The sequence below is a fragment of the Natrinema sp. LJW11 genome, assembly GCF_056135975.1.
This window is the reverse complement of the sequence record NZ_JBWBDM010000001.1, coordinates 349,401-367,043: the sequence shown is the minus strand read 5'-3', so window position 1 is coordinate 367,043 and position 17,643 is coordinate 349,401. Positions and strand designations below refer to the sequence as shown.

Annotated in this window: 18 protein-coding genes; 12 read left to right on the top strand and 6 right to left on the bottom strand. The window is 64.6% G+C overall.

What is annotated here, in order from left to right:
* Window positions 1-255 precede the first annotated feature (255 nt).
* The 3 genes from AC0QDI_RS01770 to AC0QDI_RS01760 all read left to right on the top strand — a co-directional run bounded on the left by AC0QDI_RS01770 (window position 256) and on the right by AC0QDI_RS01760 (window position 2,435).
* A complete protein-coding gene (locus AC0QDI_RS01770; RefSeq protein ID WP_474664653.1) occupies window positions 256-579 on the top strand; it encodes a HalOD1 output domain-containing protein in 324 nt (107 codons plus the stop codon).
* The gene (locus AC0QDI_RS01765) at window positions 579-809 is read left to right on the top strand and encodes a UPF0058 family protein (RefSeq protein ID WP_474664651.1); all 231 of its coding nucleotides are present in this window, start codon (window positions 579-581) and stop codon (window positions 807-809) included. Before AC0QDI_RS01770 ends, AC0QDI_RS01765 begins: the two co-directional genes overlap by 1 nt.
* A gap of 159 nt (window positions 810-968) precedes the next feature.
* Window positions 969-2,435 (top strand): DEAD/DEAH box helicase, encoded by a 1,467-nt coding sequence (locus tag AC0QDI_RS01760; protein ID WP_474664649.1) that lies wholly within the window; start codon window positions 969-971, stop codon window positions 2,433-2,435.
* A gap of 160 nt (window positions 2,436-2,595) precedes the next feature.
* Here the strand turns inward: AC0QDI_RS01760 and AC0QDI_RS01755 are convergent, their stop codons facing one another.
* Entirely contained in the window at window positions 2,596-2,829 is a 234-nt protein-coding gene (locus AC0QDI_RS01755; protein WP_474664647.1) for a ribbon-helix-helix domain-containing protein, read from the bottom strand.
* Window positions 2,830-3,152: 323 nt separating this feature from the next.
* Here AC0QDI_RS01755 and AC0QDI_RS01750 point away from each other — a divergent pair, with 323 nt between their 5' ends.
* The 4 genes from AC0QDI_RS01750 to AC0QDI_RS01735 all read left to right on the top strand — a co-directional run bounded on the left by AC0QDI_RS01750 (window position 3,153) and on the right by AC0QDI_RS01735 (window position 7,810).
* Window positions 3,153-3,710 (top strand): DUF5806 family protein, encoded by a 558-nt coding sequence (locus AC0QDI_RS01750; protein ID WP_474664645.1) that lies wholly within the window; start codon window positions 3,153-3,155, stop codon window positions 3,708-3,710.
* Between the two features lie 194 nt (window positions 3,711-3,904).
* On the top strand, window positions 3,905-5,506 hold the full coding sequence (locus tag AC0QDI_RS01745; RefSeq protein ID WP_474664643.1) for a S1C family serine protease: 1,602 nt from the start codon (window positions 3,905-3,907) through the stop codon (window positions 5,504-5,506).
* Window positions 5,507-5,604: 98 nt separating this feature from the next.
* Entirely contained in the window at window positions 5,605-7,185 is a 1,581-nt protein-coding gene (locus AC0QDI_RS01740; RefSeq protein ID WP_474664641.1) for a DUF790 family protein, read from the top strand.
* Between the two features lie 172 nt (window positions 7,186-7,357).
* Window positions 7,358-7,810, top strand: a complete 453-nt coding sequence (locus tag AC0QDI_RS01735) for a response regulator (RefSeq protein ID WP_474664639.1) — start codon at window positions 7,358-7,360, stop codon at window positions 7,808-7,810.
* Window positions 7,811-7,870: 60 nt separating this feature from the next.
* On the opposite strand, the gene AC0QDI_RS01730 is transcribed toward AC0QDI_RS01735, so the two are convergent.
* Complete coding sequence (locus tag AC0QDI_RS01730) at window positions 7,871-8,098, bottom strand: DUF5795 family protein (RefSeq protein WP_098726569.1); 228 nt, start codon at window positions 8,096-8,098, stop codon at window positions 7,871-7,873.
* Window positions 8,099-8,282: 184 nt separating this feature from the next.
* On the opposite strand from AC0QDI_RS01730, the gene AC0QDI_RS01725 reads away from it, so the two are divergent.
* Window positions 8,283-8,612 carry a hypothetical protein gene (locus AC0QDI_RS01725; RefSeq protein WP_474664637.1) on the top strand — a complete coding sequence of 110 codons (330 nt, stop codon included), beginning with the start codon at window positions 8,283-8,285 and terminating at the stop codon, window positions 8,610-8,612.
* 101 nt (window positions 8,613-8,713) lie between these two features.
* Here the strand turns inward: AC0QDI_RS01725 and AC0QDI_RS01720 are convergent, their stop codons facing one another.
* The 4 genes from AC0QDI_RS01720 to AC0QDI_RS01705 form a co-directional block, all read right to left on the bottom strand.
* Entirely contained in the window at window positions 8,714-9,493 is a 780-nt protein-coding gene (locus AC0QDI_RS01720) for an MOSC domain-containing protein (protein WP_474664635.1), read from the bottom strand.
* Window positions 9,494-9,708: 215 nt separating this feature from the next.
* Window positions 9,709-9,963, bottom strand: coding sequence for a HalOD1 output domain-containing protein (locus AC0QDI_RS01715; protein ID WP_474664633.1), 255 nt, complete (start codon window positions 9,961-9,963; stop codon window positions 9,709-9,711).
* 252 nt (window positions 9,964-10,215) lie between these two features.
* The gene (locus AC0QDI_RS01710) at window positions 10,216-11,349 is read right to left on the bottom strand and encodes an SMP-30/gluconolactonase/LRE family protein (protein ID WP_474664631.1); all 1,134 of its coding nucleotides are present in this window, start codon (window positions 11,347-11,349) and stop codon (window positions 10,216-10,218) included.
* A gap of 282 nt (window positions 11,350-11,631) precedes the next feature.
* Entirely contained in the window at window positions 11,632-11,934 is a 303-nt protein-coding gene (locus tag AC0QDI_RS01705) for an amphi-Trp domain-containing protein (RefSeq protein ID WP_474664629.1), read from the bottom strand.
* Between the two features lie 143 nt (window positions 11,935-12,077).
* Between AC0QDI_RS01705 and AC0QDI_RS01700 the strand changes: the two genes are divergently transcribed.
* From AC0QDI_RS01700 to AC0QDI_RS01685, 4 genes are all read left to right on the top strand, one after another.
* A complete protein-coding gene (locus AC0QDI_RS01700; RefSeq protein WP_474664627.1) occupies window positions 12,078-12,380 on the top strand; it encodes an ArsR/SmtB family transcription factor in 303 nt (100 codons plus the stop codon).
* A 144-nt stretch (window positions 12,381-12,524) separates the two neighbouring features.
* Complete coding sequence (locus AC0QDI_RS01695; RefSeq protein ID WP_474664625.1) at window positions 12,525-13,820, top strand: sodium:calcium antiporter; 1,296 nt, start codon at window positions 12,525-12,527, stop codon at window positions 13,818-13,820.
* Between the two features lie 177 nt (window positions 13,821-13,997).
* A complete protein-coding gene (locus AC0QDI_RS01690) occupies window positions 13,998-15,080 on the top strand; it encodes a sodium:calcium antiporter (protein WP_474664623.1) in 1,083 nt (360 codons plus the stop codon).
* Between the two features lie 331 nt (window positions 15,081-15,411).
* On the top strand, window positions 15,412-17,565 hold the full coding sequence (locus tag AC0QDI_RS01685) for a PQQ-dependent sugar dehydrogenase (RefSeq protein WP_474664621.1): 2,154 nt from the start codon (window positions 15,412-15,414) through the stop codon (window positions 17,563-17,565).
* Window positions 17,566-17,643 lie beyond the last annotated feature (78 nt).

The window sequence follows — 17,643 nt, the reverse complement described above, 5'->3', positions numbered from 1 at the left end:
GTGTCGTCCGTTACGAGTTCTGGATTCAGTAGTCTGAGTTGGAGAGGGAAGTAGAACGTTCCAGCTCCTTTTTCTCTGGAACTAGAACGGATATCTGTTCTCCGTGAATTCAACGGGTACGGTGGAATCGTTTCTCTATTACCGATTAATTCGAACCGCTCGGCAGTGACATGATCAGAAGATATTTCCTAAAGTAATAGCCAAACCAAATTATGTGGGGTCTGTATTGATATGCTAACAATACCCAGTGTAACTATGGCGCACAACGACTTCGACGTGGTGACAGACGGGGGAGTCGACCATCGCATCGAATACGATGAGAGGGACGGGGCGATACCGGAACTAATACGGGCGTTAGCCGCGCTCGAGGACACTCCGACAACTGAACTGGATCCGTTGTACGATTCGATCGAAATAGAGGCGGTAGCTGAGCTGCTGTGCCACGCGGACAAACATGGCTGTACCGTCGGGGTAGAATTTGCATACAGCGAATTCACGGTCACCATCGACGGAAACGGAACCATTCAAATCCACGACGGATCGCCGAAAATCGCCCGATCGAAGGCGGAAAACAGGTAATGCGAAAACAAGCACTCATCAATTTGCATGCGTTAGCGGCGGAGATCCGCGATTTCCTCGTAGAGCGGGAGAGCATCCCCCCAGACGCGTTCGAGGAGTACGAGCAAAACGGGGTCACACCCGCGGCTTTTCATTGCAATAAAGCCGGTCATAAAAAGAGCGTGCTGTTACTTCTCGATGGAATTCTCGTCTCGATCGGTTGCCACTCGGTCCAAAATGCACCCGGATAGCACTCGTGGGTCGCTCGCTTCGATCTCTGTGTCCCGTCCGTACCGCGTCCCAGTGAGCGACGGATATCTGCGGTTCGGCGAACGGGCGGTTCACGAGAGCGATCAAAACCATCCTCTCTCGACGATCGACCTCGAGAGGGGGCGGATACCCGACCGTATATGTGGGTCTGTCTCCGATTGTGTCCCGTGACGCCGACACCGGCCGACGAATCGACCGCGATCGAACTCCGGTACGAGGACGGGACGATTCGGATCGACGGCCTCGAGGAGTCGTCGATCTCGCCGTCGTCGCTTCGGACGAGCGTCCCCGACCTCGAGACCGACCGGCGGACTGACGGCGTCCGCGTTCCGGCCTTTCGATACGCTCCCCTCCGAGCGGCGCTTGTGAAGACGGACGCCGCAGTCGACGATCGCGTTCTCGACCTCGAGTCCGTGTCCGCCCTCGAGTCGGCGTACGAACTCCGCGACTATCAGACGACGGCGCTCGAGACGTGGCTCGAGACCGATCGCTGGGGCGACGCTCCGACGCTCGCATCGATCGGACGAGCGGCCGCCGGCGTCCTCGAACTCCCGACCGGCAGCGGCAAGACCGTCATCGCGCTGAAAGCGATCGAACGGCTCGCCGTTCCGACGCTCGTCGTCGTGCCGACGATCGATCTGCTCGAGCAGTGGCAGCGGGAACTCGAGCGCGAATTCGATCGCCCGATCGGCCGCTTCGGCGGCGGCGAACAGCGCCTCGAGCCGATCACCGTTTCGACCTACGACTCGGCGTACCTCAAAGCCGATTCGGTTGGCGACCGGTTCGGTCTCGTGGTCTTCGACGAAGTCCACCACCTCGGCGGCGAGGGCTATCGCGAGATCGCGCGACTGCTTGCCGCACCCGCACGGCTGGGGGTGACCGCAACCTTCGAGCGGCCCGACGGCGCACACGAGGTGATCGAGGAAATCGTCGGCCCGCTGGTCCACCGCGTCGACGTGGACGAACTCGCCGGCGATCATCTCGCGAACTACGACGTCAAGCGACTCGCGGTCTCGCTCACCCCGGACGAACGCGAGGAGTACGAGCGGAATCAGGACGCGTTCACGGACTACCTCGCGCGCTCGAACATCGAGATGCGGAGCGGCTCGGACTATCGGGAACTCGTCAAGCGATCGGGCACCGATCCCGACGCGCGCGAAGCGCTGCTCGCCCGGCAACGCGCGCGAGAACTCATGTTCGGAAGCGAGGCGAAACTCGAGGCGCTCGCAAACGTCCTCGACGACCACCGCGATGAGCGAATCATCGTCTTCACGGCGCACAACGACCTCGCCTACGACGTCAGCGAACGGTTCCTGATCCCGACGATCACCCACCAGACCGGCACGACGGAGCGACGGGAGATCCTCGAGCGGTTCCGCGAGGGGACCTACACACGGATCGCGACATCGAACGTGTTAGACGAGGGTGTCGACGTCCCCGACGCGAACGTGGCGGTCGTGCTTTCGGGCAGCGGCAGCGAGCGGGAATTCGTCCAGCGACTCGGACGGATCCTCCGCCCGAAATCCGACGGCGGACGAGCGGTCCTCTACGAGGTCGTCTCCGAAAATACCGGCGAGGAACGGATCGCGGGTCGTCGTCGCGACTGACGATCGGTGGACGGCAGAGACACGCCGCCGGGACGGATCAGCCGCTTCGGCCCGGTCAACGGCTACTGTGTCCTGCATTCCGCGGGACAGTAGTCAGCGGGGCCGCCGGCTCGAGGATGTCGACGCCAGGTCGGTTCGGTAGGGGGCGAACACTGCGGGCCTACCGACCATCGCGGTCGGTCTCGGACGAACGGTGCCGCTCGAGAAGCTGTTGCACCCCGGCCCGGAGCGCTTCGCTCCGGGAATGGTAGACGTCCGCGTCGACGAGCGATTCGAGGGCGGCGAGCTGTTCGTCGGTGGCCCGGAACGTCACGCGCTCGAGCGTCGGCCCGTCCGCCAGCCGGGAGTGGTCGGGGTCGGCGACGACGTCGTCGGACGGCGGACTACGCGACAAATCCGTTCACCTCGTTCCGATCGCGACCGGGGCGCAACGCCGCGCTCGTCTCGATTCCCACACCGCTGAGTCCCGTTCTCTTTTTCGCGAGGACCATGTGACGAGAAGGAGACGGTCGGTGAAAAGGACTCGCGTAGCGCGGTGGAAGTGAAACTGTCCGACTCAGCCACTTGCGGTCGGGAAGAGTCCGGTTTCGGTTGTCACGGAACGCCGTCTCACCAGTCGTCAAAACGGCGGGCCGGATCGCGCGATTCCCGGCGAGACGGACAGCGTTATGCTCGTTCGGCCCTTGCACGTGACGCGGGCAACCGCAGACACACACCATGCCCGAAGAGACGCATTCATCCACCCGGAGCAGTGTAGCCGAGTCCGATCGGTTCGAGCGACTCGAGAGCGCCGAGTACGACCGCGTTAACGAGTTCCTTCGCGATCGCGTCGCCTTCACGGCCCGCGAGTGGGCGATCGCTCGCCTCGGGGCCGACTTTCGGACCGGAACCGGTATCGAGATGACGACCATCGGGGAGAACCTCCCCGACCTCGTTCCCTTCATGGACGATCAGTACACGCGCCAGGCCGTCTACCAATCGCGGAAATCCTTCGAAGAGAAGGTCCGGAAAGCGGGCGCGACGTTCCTCTACGGCGCCTACTCCGATTTCTTCACGGCCGACGAACTGGACGACATCGCCTACGAGGCGACGGAGATTGCGCGGTTCCTGATCGAAGTCGAAGGGGCCTCCCTTTCGCACGAGACCGAACGGGACGCGGAAGAACGGATCAAAGCGGCGATGGAGGACGTCCATCGGGCGAGCCTCGAACTCCGCTACGACCGCTGTCCGAACTGCGGCGAGCGACTGGGCGAGGACGCGATCGAATCCGAGTGAATCGCTCCGCAGGGAACGGCGATCGCGACGCGATCGTCGAGATCGGCCGCGACCTCGAGCGGCGAATCGAAGCGACGGGACGTCTGCAGTCCGGACCGCTACCGACTCGCGATAGTTGCCCGATCCGTGCTAGCAAGGGGCACAACTATCGGCCAAAGAACACTTATGGTCCACTTCGAAAGTCAGCATATCTTATGGATTGGGAGGACGAAACCGTCTCTCGGCGTCGAATGTTGCAAGCCGCTTCGGCGGCCGGAGGCGTCGCCATCGCGGGCTGTAGCGGATCGTCCGAGGAGACGAGCGATCCGGGGACCGACAGCGAGACGAACGGAGAGGAGACGAACGGGAACGAAACGGACGACGGCGACTCGGAGCCGGAGGAAGTGCCGGATCCGCCGAACGTCGAGAGTCAGATCATTCAGCGGGATAAGGCCGCGATAACGAACGTTCGCCACGTCGTCGACGGGACGATGACGTGGCCGTCGGCTCGCTGGGTTGACGTCGTCGACCCGGCTCTCCTCGGTACCTGGGAAACGGAGAACAGTCAAGTCTACTTCGCTTCCGACCGAACGTTCGCACTGGAAACCTCGGGGACACGGTACGGCGGATGGGCGACTCGAGACAACCGACTCTTTCTCGAGTACAATTCGGGGGAGACGGAGAATCTGGGCTACCAAATCCTGACCGGAAGCTCGCGACCGGTTCTCGAGCTTTACCAGAACGGAGCGTACCAGGGCTCGTACGAACAGACAACGACGGAATCCGACCAGCGGGGCCCCATCGAGACGGCCGAGAGTCTGATCGCCGTTCGCGAGCAAAACAGCACCACGAAACGCGAATCCGTCCGGAGCGGGGCGATGGGCTCTGGCTTCATCGTCTCGCCTGACGGTACCGTCGTTACGAACGCACACGTCGTCGGAACGCATCAGAATCCCAAAGAAACGGTCTTTCAGCGGTTCGCGGTGAACAAGAGCGAAGCGATCCGACAAGAGCTGGCCTCGAGCGGGAACCTGTCCGAAGAGCAGCGAGACGAGGCCGGTCAGATACTCTACGAAGAGATGATGGGGTACTACCAGGAGAACGGCAGCCTCGGGAACATCTCCGAGGCGGTAAACGTCCTGAACGGGCGTGCGACTCCCGACGACGACCTCGAGGTCGAGAGCTGGTCCGCGGACGTCGAGACCGAGGGGACGGTCTACACGGAGGTCGGCGGCGAACCGTCGATGGGCCGTGACATCGCGATCCTGGACGTCGACGGTGAGAACCTCCCGACGGTGACGCTCGGAGACGGGACCGACGTCGGTACCGGCGAGGAACTCTACGTCATCGGCTACCCGGACATCGGCATCGACCAGGTGTTCGACGACAGGAGCACCACCCTCGAGCCGACGATGACGACCGGGATCGTCAGCGCGCGGCGGACGCTCAACTCCGGCGTCGACTCGATCCAGACCGACGCGGCGATCAATAGCGGCAACAGCGGCGGTCCACTGTACAACAGCGACGGGGAGGTCGTCGGCGTTGCGACGTTCAGTCCGCCCAACGTCGACATTCAGGACATCCAGTTCGGTCTTCCGATCGAAGTCGCGAAGGGCTTCCTGAGCGAACTCGGCGTGGAGAACACCACCGGCGAGATGCAGCGCACCTACGAAGAGGGCCTCGAGGCCTACTGGCGCGGCGACTGCGAGACGGGGACGGCAAAGATGGAAACCGTCCTGGATCTCAATCCCGACCATCCACAGGCCCGGGGATACATCGCGGACTGCGAGAACGGCGAGGCACCCGGACAGGAGTAACGGGCGGGTGACGGCGGCCGTACTCGCGCCGCTTGAACGTCACTCGGACCCGCACCCGTCCGGGTGACTTTTGACGATGCCGCGCCGACTCGAGACAGATGCTGACGAAGGACCTGCTTCGCGTCTCGCGGGCCGGCGGCGGCTACCACCCCCAGTTCGCCGCCCGCGAACACCGGCCGCTCGCCGCCCGCGTCATCGGCACGTACCAGGGCCACGTCGGCGAACCGCGGGCGACGCTCGAGGGCGCGCTGACCGCCCTCGAGCGCGAGGCCGAGGACTTCAAACTCGTCCGGGGCCTCGCGGCGCTGGTCGAACGGGAGACCGTCGCGGAGACGGAGACGGCGATCGAGCCCGAACGGGCCCGAAGGGCCGTGTTCGAGGCGGCCGAGGCCGTCGGCGTCGTCACCGAGGACGAGCGCGCGATGGCGTTCATCCGCGCGAGCGAATCGCTCGACGCGTCGGCGGACGACCTCGAGGCCGCGCTGTACGCCGATCTCGAGGAGCGACAGGTCGTGACCGCGGTCGAGTCACGGTGGGATCCGGACGACCTGATCGCCCAGTACAACCTCTCGCTCGCGCAGACGGCGCTGTTCGACGCGACCGAGGTGCGAGTGCGCTCGAGCGATCCGAAGGCGTTGATTTCGGCGATCAAGCGGTTGCGGCTGATGTACGAGATCCGCCGGGTCGACGGCGAGCCTGCGGGCGAAGCCGAGGGGGTATCTGACCGCGAAGTCGTCGTCACGGGACCGACCCACCTCTTTCGCGCCACTCGGCGGTACGGGACGCGCTTCGCGCGACTCCTTCGAACTGTCGCGACGGCCGAGCGGTGGCACCTCGAGGCGACGATCGACGACCGCGGCACCGAACGAACCCTCGAACTGTCCCACGAGGATCCGGTCCGCGTCCCGGACGCGGGGCCGATCGCGGAGGTGTCCTTCGACAGCGGCGTGGAAGCCGATTTCGCGGCCCGCTTTACGAATCTGGATCTGGACTGGAACCTCGTCCGCGAACCCGAGCCCCTCGCGACGGGAACGCGGGTGATGATCCCCGATTTCGCGTTCGAGTACGCTCCCGCGGGGACGGGCCGCGGGGACGCGGCGGACGAGTCCGACGGCGGGGACGGTGATTTCCGCGTCTACTTCGAGATCATGGGGTTCTGGACGCCCGAATACGTCGAGAAGAAGCTCTCGCAGCTCGCCGATCTCGAGGACGTGGCCATGCTGGTCGCCGTCGACGAATCGCTGGGCGTCGGCGAGGAGATCACCGCCCGCGACCATCGAGCGATCCCCTACTCGGGGACGGTCAGGGTCAAAGACGTCGCCGACGTCCTCCGGGAGTACGAACGCCAACTAGTCGCCGAGAGCGCGGCCCGCCTTCCCGACGCGCTGCGGCCGACGGACGACGCCGTCACGGTGGACGCGCTGGCCGATCGACACGGCGTGAGCCCGGACGCCCTCGCGGACAAGGCGTTTCCCGAACACGACCGAGTCGGTCGGACGCTGGTTCGACCCGCCGTTCTCGAGTCGCTGGCGGACGAGATCGAGCCGGGGATGGCACTCGCGGACGCCGACGCGGTCCTCGAGGCGTTCGATCTCACCGACTCGAGCGCGATCCTCTCGCGACTCGGCTATCGCGTCGAGTGGGAGGGGTTAGCCGGGGGAACGATCGTCGAACGGTAACGGCCGATCCCAAGCGTCGAACGACCGGGCCGCCAACGATCACGGACGATATCGGGGGCGGCAAAAACGGTGTAGTCCGGCAACGGTGGGAGAGTTTCACGAACAGTGGCACGAATCCAACGTGCTTTGTGATCAGCCTTAAGCCCCCGTCGCCCATCTCGATAGATACGCAGTGTCCCACCAGTCCTCCCCCGATCCGGTTTCAATCCTCCTCGTCGAAGACAATCCGGGCGACGTTCGCCTGATAGAGGAGGCGTTCAAAACGGCGGGATTCGAGACGGTCTTTCACACGTTCGCGGACGGTGGATCCGCCCTCGACTTCCTGCAAGAGCAGGTGCTGTCCGCGGGCGATGTCGACGTGGATCTCATGTTGCTCGATTTGAATCTTCCCAGAACGAGCGGATTCGAGGTGCTCGAGGCGCTCAAGAACGAGTCGGATCTCACGTCGCTCCCGGTCATCGTCCTCACGAGTTCGGAGGCGACCGAAGACATCGTCAGGAGTTACGAACTGTGCGCGAACGCCTATCTCACCAAGCCGAGCGATCCGACGGAGTTCGCCGAACTCGGCCGTGCCGTCGAAGCGTTCTGGATCGACGAAGCGACGCTGCCGCCCGTTCCCTCGTGACTCGAGACGAACGCAGACGGGCAGACTCGAGACGAACGCGGACGATCCTTCCGATTCGGATCAGTCCCGATCCGTCTCGCTCCAGTCGCAGTCCTGGCACTTCCGACCGGTGACGAGCTCGGTCACCGACGGCATGTAGGTCACCGCCAGAACGGAGCCGCCACACGCCGGACACTCCTCGTCGGCCTCCTCGATCGAGTCGACCTCCATGACGGAGTCGCCCTCGACGATCTCAGCGAGTTTTTTGGCCGTCACCATTCGTCCCTGAACGACGCGATTCTCGCTCACATTCGAATTTTCGGACGAGACACCCTAAGCGTTTCCTGATACGGTTTGATGTACCCGCGGCCTCATCGCCGGGGAGGGTCGACCGGTCGGTAGCCCCAAGAATCGAACGATTGCGGCGTGGCCGCTCGGCCGGCATGTGTCTGCGGGCACAACCGTATAGATACTCTCGCCCGAACGATGGGCTATGGAGACGCGATGGGCGCTCGTCGACGGCGTCACCCTCGAGTTACCGGCCGACTGTACCGTCTGCGAACTCCGGGACGCCCTGTACAAACCGGACGACGCAGTGCTCGTTGCAGTGACGGGTGATCTCGTCTCGATCGTCCACGACGAAGACCGGCCGCTCTCGGAGTTGGTCGCCGGCTGTGCGGAGACGTACTACTTCCGGCGGCCGGAGGAACGCGACCGAAACGAACTTCTCGCCGCGCCGGAGCTCGAACGGGCGCTGGAGAAATCCGACGGCGAGCAAGCTGGGGCGGAAACGACGGTCCAGCGACCCGGGATCGATCACTGAGACGGTTTGCTGTACCGATGTACCGGCGCGACCGTAGGCCGGATCGCGGCCGCGCGGGAAATGGCTTACAGCAAACCGCACGAGCCGGTCGGCGGTCCCCTCTATTGGCCGTCGTCGACGGTTTCGACCGGATCGCCCACCCGGAGAGTCTCGCCGCGATCGCGTTCGGGGACTTGCGCGATGAGCATCAGCGAATAGTAGTGGTCGAACGCGTCCGCGTCCGCCCAGTCGGGGAAGGTTTCCTCGCGGCGCCGAACGAACCGCTCACGAAACGCCGGAGTCGGATCGCCGGTATCGGGATCGCGCTGGGGAACGACGCATCTGCCACAGGGCGTCACTCCCTCGAACCGGATCCCGCCGACCTCGAACGCCGGCGCGTCCGCGCCGACGAACCGGTCCTCCCAGAACGGCTCCACGCCGCCGACCTCGACGTTCGCTCGAAGCCGTCGCCGCGCGCCCTCGACGGTCAGTTCGTCGAACCAGTCGGCGACGGTGCGAAGCGTCGCCGTACTGATCACCGACGGCCCCATCTCGCGTCGGTCCACGAACCCCAGCGATCGATTCCGCTCGAGCGACAGCTCCACACCGAAGAACTCGCTCAACCGGACCGCTACGGTCTCGCGATCCGACTCGAGGTCGAATCGGTGCCGTTCGCCGTCGGGCGTCTCGATCGAAAGATCGCACGTTTCGGGATCGAAATCCGTGTCGAGAGCGTGCACTCGGTCGGTCCGCTTCCCGTTGAGTACGTCGCCGTCAGCGTCGAACAGCGCGAACTCCCGGTCGTGGGCGACGGTCCCGCCCTCGAGGACGTCGGCCGCCTCGAGATCGATACCGTCGAGTCCCTTCACCGGATACACCCGCAGCCCCTCGAGTCGTGCCATCGGTAAATCCTACCGGCCGGTGATCCATTATACTAGCGACCGAACCGTGGTTCGCGCTGATCGCACAGCCGCCATCCGAATGGGTGCCCGCGGACTGCCAGTGGCGACGGTAGCGCGACCGCGTGACCGATGACGGCACGCTGCCGGATCAGGTGCCGTTCCGTGTGATCGAATCGCGAGAACGAAGGCGTTGTTGGACGACGGCGGTTTCCGAATCAATCGATCGTCACGACGGGTGTCTCGGTCTCGTCGAACTCCACTCGAACCTGATGACCGGCGTACGGAAAGCCGACGTGTCCCGTGCGCCGTTTGCCGGACTCCGTGGTTCCGAACACTGCGTCGAGTGCATCGGGATCGATTGCCTCGAAGAGCGGCGGTAGTTCCATGGGATCGGTCCCCTCGAGTGCTGCTACCCCGGTAACGATCCGCTCGTGTACCTCGTCGGTGTCGAAAGCGAGGGATTGTTCCATTGAAATCTACCGCCACACCGCTCCATTAATAACTTTCGAAGCGTTGATTCATTGCAGTTATTTCCAATCGTAATAGCACCGCTACTGGTCGCTCGAGTTCGGAGCGTCTATCGAAACACCGCTATAGGAGCCACTGAACGTCACTGCACCCCGATCGCACGACGGCGGCGCGGTTCGGGACGATGCCCAGTTCAGAGCGACCGCCGGGGGATCCCGCGTTCGGTCGACCGCTGACCGAGCGCGTTCGCGGCGTCACTCGTCGTCGACCGTCTCGTTCGCATCGTCTCCGGACCGATCGTCGGTGGCGCTGCCGTCCTCCTCGGCCGTCCCGGGCGTTCCGCCGGCGGTCTCGGGGAAATAACCGGCCGTTCCGACGTCGACTCTCGAGAGACTCGGTTCTGCGGCCGCCTCGTCCTGGAGGAAGGTTCCGTAAGCGAAGTTCGCGATGTACAGCGAGGTCGCAGTTTCTTCGGTCCTGCCGAAGTGGACGTCCGCGGGGAAATCGAGGGGGTCCCCGCCGGCGAGCGTCTCGATCTCCCGCTCGTCCGTTACGCGGACGACCTCGTTCGCGGCGTTCACCGCGACGTACAGGTTTCCGTCCTCGTCGATCGCCATGCCGTCCGCGCCGACCAGACCTCCGTCTTGGATGACCTGTTCGACCTGCCCGGCGCTCCCGTCGTCTGCGACCGGGACTCGCATGATCGATCCCGCGTTGAGATTGTCGACGTAGACGTCGCCGTCCGGATGGACGGCCAGCCCGTCAGCACCGACCGGCGTCTGGGCCGCCATATCAGGCTCGAGCAACGAATCCGAAACCCACGGCTCGGCCTCGCCGTCAGTCGTCACGCGCCAGATCGCGCCGCCGAGGTGATCGGAGACGAGCAGCGCGTCCGACGTCGTGGGATCGGGGATGATCCCGTTCGGGGTCGATTCGTCGGGTGACAGCGACGCGATCCGTTCGGGCTCGCCGTCTTCCGGATCGACGCGCCAGATGCCGTGGGTCTCCTGCTGGCCCGACGCGTTCGCGGCGTAAAGGACGCCGTCGAGAATCGTAATTCCGAGCAACAAGCCCTGCTCGCCGGTTTCGATAGTCGCGACCGACGACTGATTGCCCTCGGAATCGACCGCGCGGATCTCGCCCGACGGCCCCATACTCAGGTAGACGGTTCCCCGCTCGTCGATCGCGAGATTCTCCGGGAGCGCGGGCGGCTCGAACTCGGCGACCGTCTCGAGGTCGCCCGCCGCGTCGTCTTGTCGTCCGAACGCGCCTGCGGGGAGACTCGCGAGCGCGCTCGCCGCGGCGATGCTCCCCAAGACGAACCGTCGGGAACGACTCGCCTGGGAGGCGGTGCCGGTCGTCGGATCGGTCGTGTTGTCAATGGTCATGGCTGCGACGACGGGACCGACCAGCCGAAATCGTGTAAATCGCGCACACCGTTCCCCGGCAAATCGGCCGGTTATCGCGAGTTTCAGGGCGAAAATTCGTGTTGGCTCGCGTCCACGGCCCATTACATCGGTCGAGCCGAAATCGGACCGTCCCGGCGATTGCCGTCGCCGAGCGCTCGAGAACGACAATCGTGGACACCGATACCGACCGCGACCGATTCGGACCGTCACTCGCGGCTACCGCGTCGGATCCGTCCTCGAGTCGGCGGAGTCCGCCACCGCTTATCGAACGGACAGGTCACCGCCCTCCGTCGGCTCCGTGAACTCGAGTTCGATCTCGAGTTCCCGCTCTCGCTGCTCGGAGAACTCGATCTCGACCTCGACGGGATCGCTGTAGTCGAAGGGGATCTCCCACTCCGACGCGGAGATCGTAAACGACGATCCGGCCTCGAGCTGATCGGCGAGGTCGCGGAGGAACGCGGCCGTCTCCTCGCTGGAGAGGTACACCTCCTGCTCGAAGAAGCCGCTCGTGATCGTCCGTCGGTCGCCGGTTCGGTCGTCGGGGAAGTCGACGCGATCGCTCATAGTGGTCGTCCCACGACGACACCGATAAAGCTGCATTCACGCGTTTCGACAGATCGGATCGATGGCATACGTCCGCCGGCCGCGGCCGCGAGTGCGGTGAGAATCGGCGAAACCCTTCTGGATTCGGGCGTCCAAAGACGCGTGTGACACTGATCGACGCCCTGGGGAACGGAACGCGGTTGACGATTCTCAGGGAACTCTCGCGAGAACCGATGTACGTCTCGGAACTCGCAGAGGAGATCGGAATGGACGGGAAAACCGCCGTGCACCACCTCTCGACGCTCGAGGACGCCGGACTGGTCAAACACTACAGGCGCGGGAATCGGAAGTACTACGAACTCGCTCGGCGCATCGAGTTGCGAATCGCCCCGCCGCCGGAGCGAGCGTTCGTCCTGCAGGCCGACCCCCTCGACGACGAGAGCGGGTCGGAAACGGAGTCGTCGTGAGGGCCTCGTTTCCGTAGGCGGGACGGACAGTGGTGTCCATCGGGTTCGTGTAGAGATTTCCAACGGATTTCGTGGAGGGAGTTCCCACGAACTGTCCTCCCCGGCCTGTTAGCTATATGGCACTGGTTGGCATGCAGATCCCACATGCTCGAGGTCCTCGTCGAGAGCGCCACCGCTTCGGGGCAATCGGAGGTCGTGACCGCGGTGCGTTCGACCGGTACGAGACGCCGCCCCTCCCGTCGGTCGATCCGACGGATCGTCGCCGCTCTCCTGGTGGCTACGACGCTCGTCGCAGTCCCGGTCGCACCGGTACTCGCCCAGGGCGACGACGGAAGTGCGGGTGACGACGGCGATGCGGCGGGGAACGAAGGCGGTCTCGAGGGGACGATCGAGGGATTCGTCGACGCACAGGGGCTGCTCGGTGCGGTGCTCGTCCTCGTCGTTGGCGGCATTTTGTTGACGGTCTGCGTCGAAAAGCTGATCAGTTATCTCACTCGAGCGGCGTTGAAGCTGAAGATATCGCTGTTCGCGCTCGCGATACTCTTCACCGGGTTCGAGTTCGACGACACGATCCTCGCGCTCGTTCTGTCGGCCGGCGACCTCGAGGGTGCCGCGCTCGGGACGGCGCTCGGAACCGGACTGGCGATCATCGGCGTGACGCTCGCGCTCGCCGCGATCATCAGCCCGTTCCCGGTCGATCTCCCGTCCGATTACATCGCCCTCTTCGCACTGGCACCGCTACTGTTGATTCCGTTCGTGCTCCTCGGAACGCTGACGTTCGTCCACGGACTCGCGCTCCTCGGCGCGTTCGTCCTCATGTTCGGCTACATCATCGCTCGAGAGTATCAGCGCGACACGCCGGTCTTCCGGACCACCGAACTCGGCGAGGAGATACAGGCCGACGGCGGCGTCGCGTTGCCGACGGAGTTCTCGGAGATCTCCGAGGACCGCCTCGTCGACGGACACCCCGCGTCCGGGTGGCTCTGGCTCTCCCTCTCCGTCCTCGCACTGATCGGCATCGTGTTCGCGTCGATGTTGCTCGAGGCCGGGTCGGAGGTCGTCATCGACGGCTTCGGCCTCGAGGAGACCGTCTTCGGGGCGACCGTCCTGACGGTGATCCTCACCTTCGAAGACGTCATGCTCACGATCGAGCCGGTCCGACGGGGCGTCCCCGAGATCGGCGTCGGAAACGTCATCGGGAGCGTCCTCTTTTCCGTGACGGGGAACGTCGGCGTCATCATGCTCCTCAGCGACCTCGAGATCTCTCGAGCCGTGCTCACATTCCATCTCCCGACGGTGATCGTCGTGACCGCCCTCGCCGCGTACTTCCTCCACGAAGGGGAGCTGAAACGGTGGCACGGCTTCCTCCTCGGGGGACTCTACGTCGCCTACTGGCTGATCGCTATCGTCGTCTTCGGCGGCGTTCCGATCAGTGGCTGATCCGCGGTGGGTCCGAGGAACTGGTCTCGCCGGCAGCGCTGCGACGGCCGTAACGATCGGATCGTAGGTACCGACGATGGCGGTCCCGTGGAGACGGAGCCGGCTCCAACCGATCCGGCGCGTTTCGTCGCGATCGCAATCGACACCTAAGTACGATCGCGGTGTAGGGTCACGGACATGGTCGTTCCGAGTTCGACGGCGGCCCTCGTCGGCCTGTTTCTCGTCGGCGTCGTACTGGTGATCTGGTGCGTCGAGATCTTCATCGAGGCGGTCGCCCAGAGCGCCGTCTCGCTCGGCGTTTCCGGCTTCTTTCTCGCGGTCGTTCTGGCCGGCGTCGACCTCGAGAACGCCGTCCTCGGCGTAACCGCGGCGTTCGTCGACCTTCCGGCGCTCGCGCTCGGGACGGTCTTCGGGGAGTCGCTGTTCGTCCTCGCAGTCGCCGTCGGGATCGCGGGGATCCTCGTCCCGTTTCGAATGGACGTTCCGCGGGCCTATCTGGTATTGCTCGTTCTCGTCCCCGTCCCCGCGTTCGCGCTGTCGCTCGACGGAACGATCGGTCCGCTCGAGGGGGCGGCCCTCCTCGGGCTGTTCGTCCCGCTGCTCGCGTTCATCTTTTGGTACGAACGTCGATCCGAAACGACGTATCTCCTCTCGACCGAACTACAGGAGGTGATCGACCTCGAGACCGAACCGGACGCGAGGACGGGTCGGAGTCCGACCACATCGAACGGCGACGACTCGAGAGCGCACGGAGACCGATCGAACGGCTCGGATTTCGACCTCGATATCGACGAGTTCGTCCCATCGTTCGAGCATCGAAGCGGGTTCTTCAATCTCGGCGTCGCTCTCCTCGCCGTGGTCGGAATGACGATCGGGTCCGGTATCACGGTGGTCAGCGCCGAGGGGATCTTCGTCGCGTTCGGCATCTCGGGGCTCGCGTTCGGTGCCACGGTACTGAGTTTCATCGCCTCGATCGAGGAACTGGCGCTCACCGTCGAGCCGGTTCGACGGGATCGGCCGGAACTCGCCATCGGGAACGTCGTCGGGAGCACGGTTTTTTATATGACGGCAAACGTCGGGATCATCGCGTTGCTCCATCCGATCGAGACGGGCGGGGACGTCCTGGCGGTTCACTGGCCGTTTCTCGCCGGCTGCGTGCTCGTCGTGACCGTCGCGCTCACGCGGGGACGTGTCACTCGGACCGACGGCGTCCTCCTGATCGGACTGTATCTCGTCTACTGGGTTGCGAACTACCTGTAGCCGACGACGGAAATCTCGTCTCGAGTCGGTTTCGCCGGGAACTGAGTTCGCCGATGGAACTCGATTTCGCCGAGAACCCGGTCTCGCTGACTCGAGGTGGCTCGAGCGGGACTCGGGAGGATCGCCGCTCGAGAATCCGTGCGGAAAAACGACCTTATGTCGCCCTAACGAGTGATTGGGCGCTCGGCTATCGTCCAAGTCGACCTTGAGCGGGGAACGATCGAGTCAGTTTATTGCGATATGTCGACACCACGCTATCCAGTACGCGGGCGGATTCGCGCGGCGAACCGAACCGTGGTCCCCGCGGTCCGACACGTCGTACTGGAAACCCATGACACGGAACGACGACTCCAACACGGCGACATCGAGGCGGACGGTCCTCCGCTCGACCGCGGCGCTCTCCGTCGCGGGCCTCGCGCTGCCAGCGACGGCCCAGGAGGACGCCATCACCGGCGAGATCGAACTCGGCGGGCGAATAAGCGGCTGGGTCGGGCAGTCACCCGACTCGATCGCGGACGAACGAAACCCGACCCTTCAGCTCGTCCAGGGCGAAACGTACACGCTCACCTGGGAGAACCTCGACGGTGCGGGACACAACTTCAGCATCGAAAGCGAGGAGGGCGAAGAGTTCGTCTCGACCGAGATCCTCACGGGGGCGGGCGAGACCCAGACGGTCGAGTTCACCGCCGAGGAGGGAATGGCCGAGTACTACTGCGAACCCCATCCCACCTCCATGCGGGGCGACATCGAGTTCGGCGACGGAGGCGACGGCGGTACCGGAACCGAGGCGGCCGGCCAGCTCATCGGCGACGGGCCGACGGTCGGCCTCGAGACGGTCGCCGAGGGGTTGACCGCGCCGCTCGCCTTCGAGACGGCCGACGAGGAGGCCGACCGTCGGTTCATCGTCGATCAAACGGGCTATATCTACGTTCACGACGAGGACGGACTGCAAGAGGAGCCGTTCCTCGACGTCTCCGATCGACTCGTCGAGTTCATGGAGTTCGACGAGCGGGGACTGCTCGGGCTCGCGTTCCATCCGGAGTTCTCGGAAAACGGCCGGTTCTTCGTCCGCTACAGCGCGCCGTCGCGGGAGGGAACGCCCGAGGAGTACGATCACACGTTCGTTCTCTCGGAGTTCCGGACGGCCGACGACGACAACTCGACGGCCGATCCCGACTCCGAACGAACGATCCTCGAGATACCGGAGCCGCAGTTCAACCACAACTCCGGAAACATCCTCTTCGGCCCCGACGGCTACCTCTACGTCGCAACCGGCGACGGCGGCGGCGGAAACGACGTCGGGACGGGTCACGTCGACGACTGGTACGACGACAACGACGGCGGCAACGGGCAGGATACCGCGGAGAACCTCCTCGGTGGAATCCTCCGACTCGACGTCGATTCGGAATCCGATGACCGGCCGTACGGGATCCCCGACGACAATCCGCTGGTCGATACGGACGGCCAGCTCCCCGAATACTACGCCTGGGGCTTTCGAAATCCGTGGGGATCGTCCTTCACCGACGACGGCCAGCTCCTCGTCGCCGACGTCGGCCAGGAGCTCTTCGAGAGCGTCAACTACGTTCGAGCCGGCGGCAATTACAGCTGGAACGTCAAGGAGGCCACTCACTGTTTCAGCACCGAGTCGCCGACGGAACCGCCCGAGGAGTGTCCGGACAGCACTCCGGACGACGTCAGAGGCGGCGAACCCTTGCTCGAGCCGGTTCTCGAGTATCCACACGAAGTCGGGATCCTCGAGTCGGATGCCGGCGGGGGCGGCGGTGACGGCGGCGACGGTCGCGGCGTGAGTGACGGGGCGATCGGCGTCTCCATCACCGGCGGCCACCTCTACGAAGGCGGGGAGATCGACGAACTCGAGGGGGCCTACGTCTTCGGCGACTGGAGCGTCGACGGCGAGAGCCCGGGAACGGTCTTCCTCGCCCGTCCGCCCGACGGCTGGCAGGACGCCGGCGGTGGCGACGACCTCGAGGACATGTTCCTCGATCCGCCGACGGACGACGGAGCGGACGGTAACGAGACCGGAGCGGGGAACGAAACGACGGCCGGCAACGAGACCGCTGCCGGCAACGAAACCGAAGCCGACGGCGAGAGCGAGCAGGCGACCGGCGAGAACGGACTGTGGCCCATCGAACAGATACAACTCGAGGGCGAGGCGGCCGAGAACGGTCGTCCGAACGGATTCGTCTACGCCTTCGGCGAAGGGGCCGACGGCGAGATTTACGTCCTCACCACCAGCACGTCGACGGTGGAGGGCGACGGTGCGGTCCACCGACTCGTTCCGGTCGAGGACGGCGACGGCGGCGAAATGGCGGCCGAAGCCGACGCGGAAACGGGCAACGAGACGGCTACGAGCAACGAAACGACCGGCGATGAGGCGGAAGCCGTCGACAACGAGACGGCGATGAGTGATAACGAAACGGGGGGCGACGGAGCCGCGGACGACAACGAGACGGCCGGAGAGTAGCCGCCTCGCCGCCGGCTCTCGGGACCGCTGTCCCAACCATGACGGTCTCAGACTCGGATCCGACCGCCCCCGTGGCGG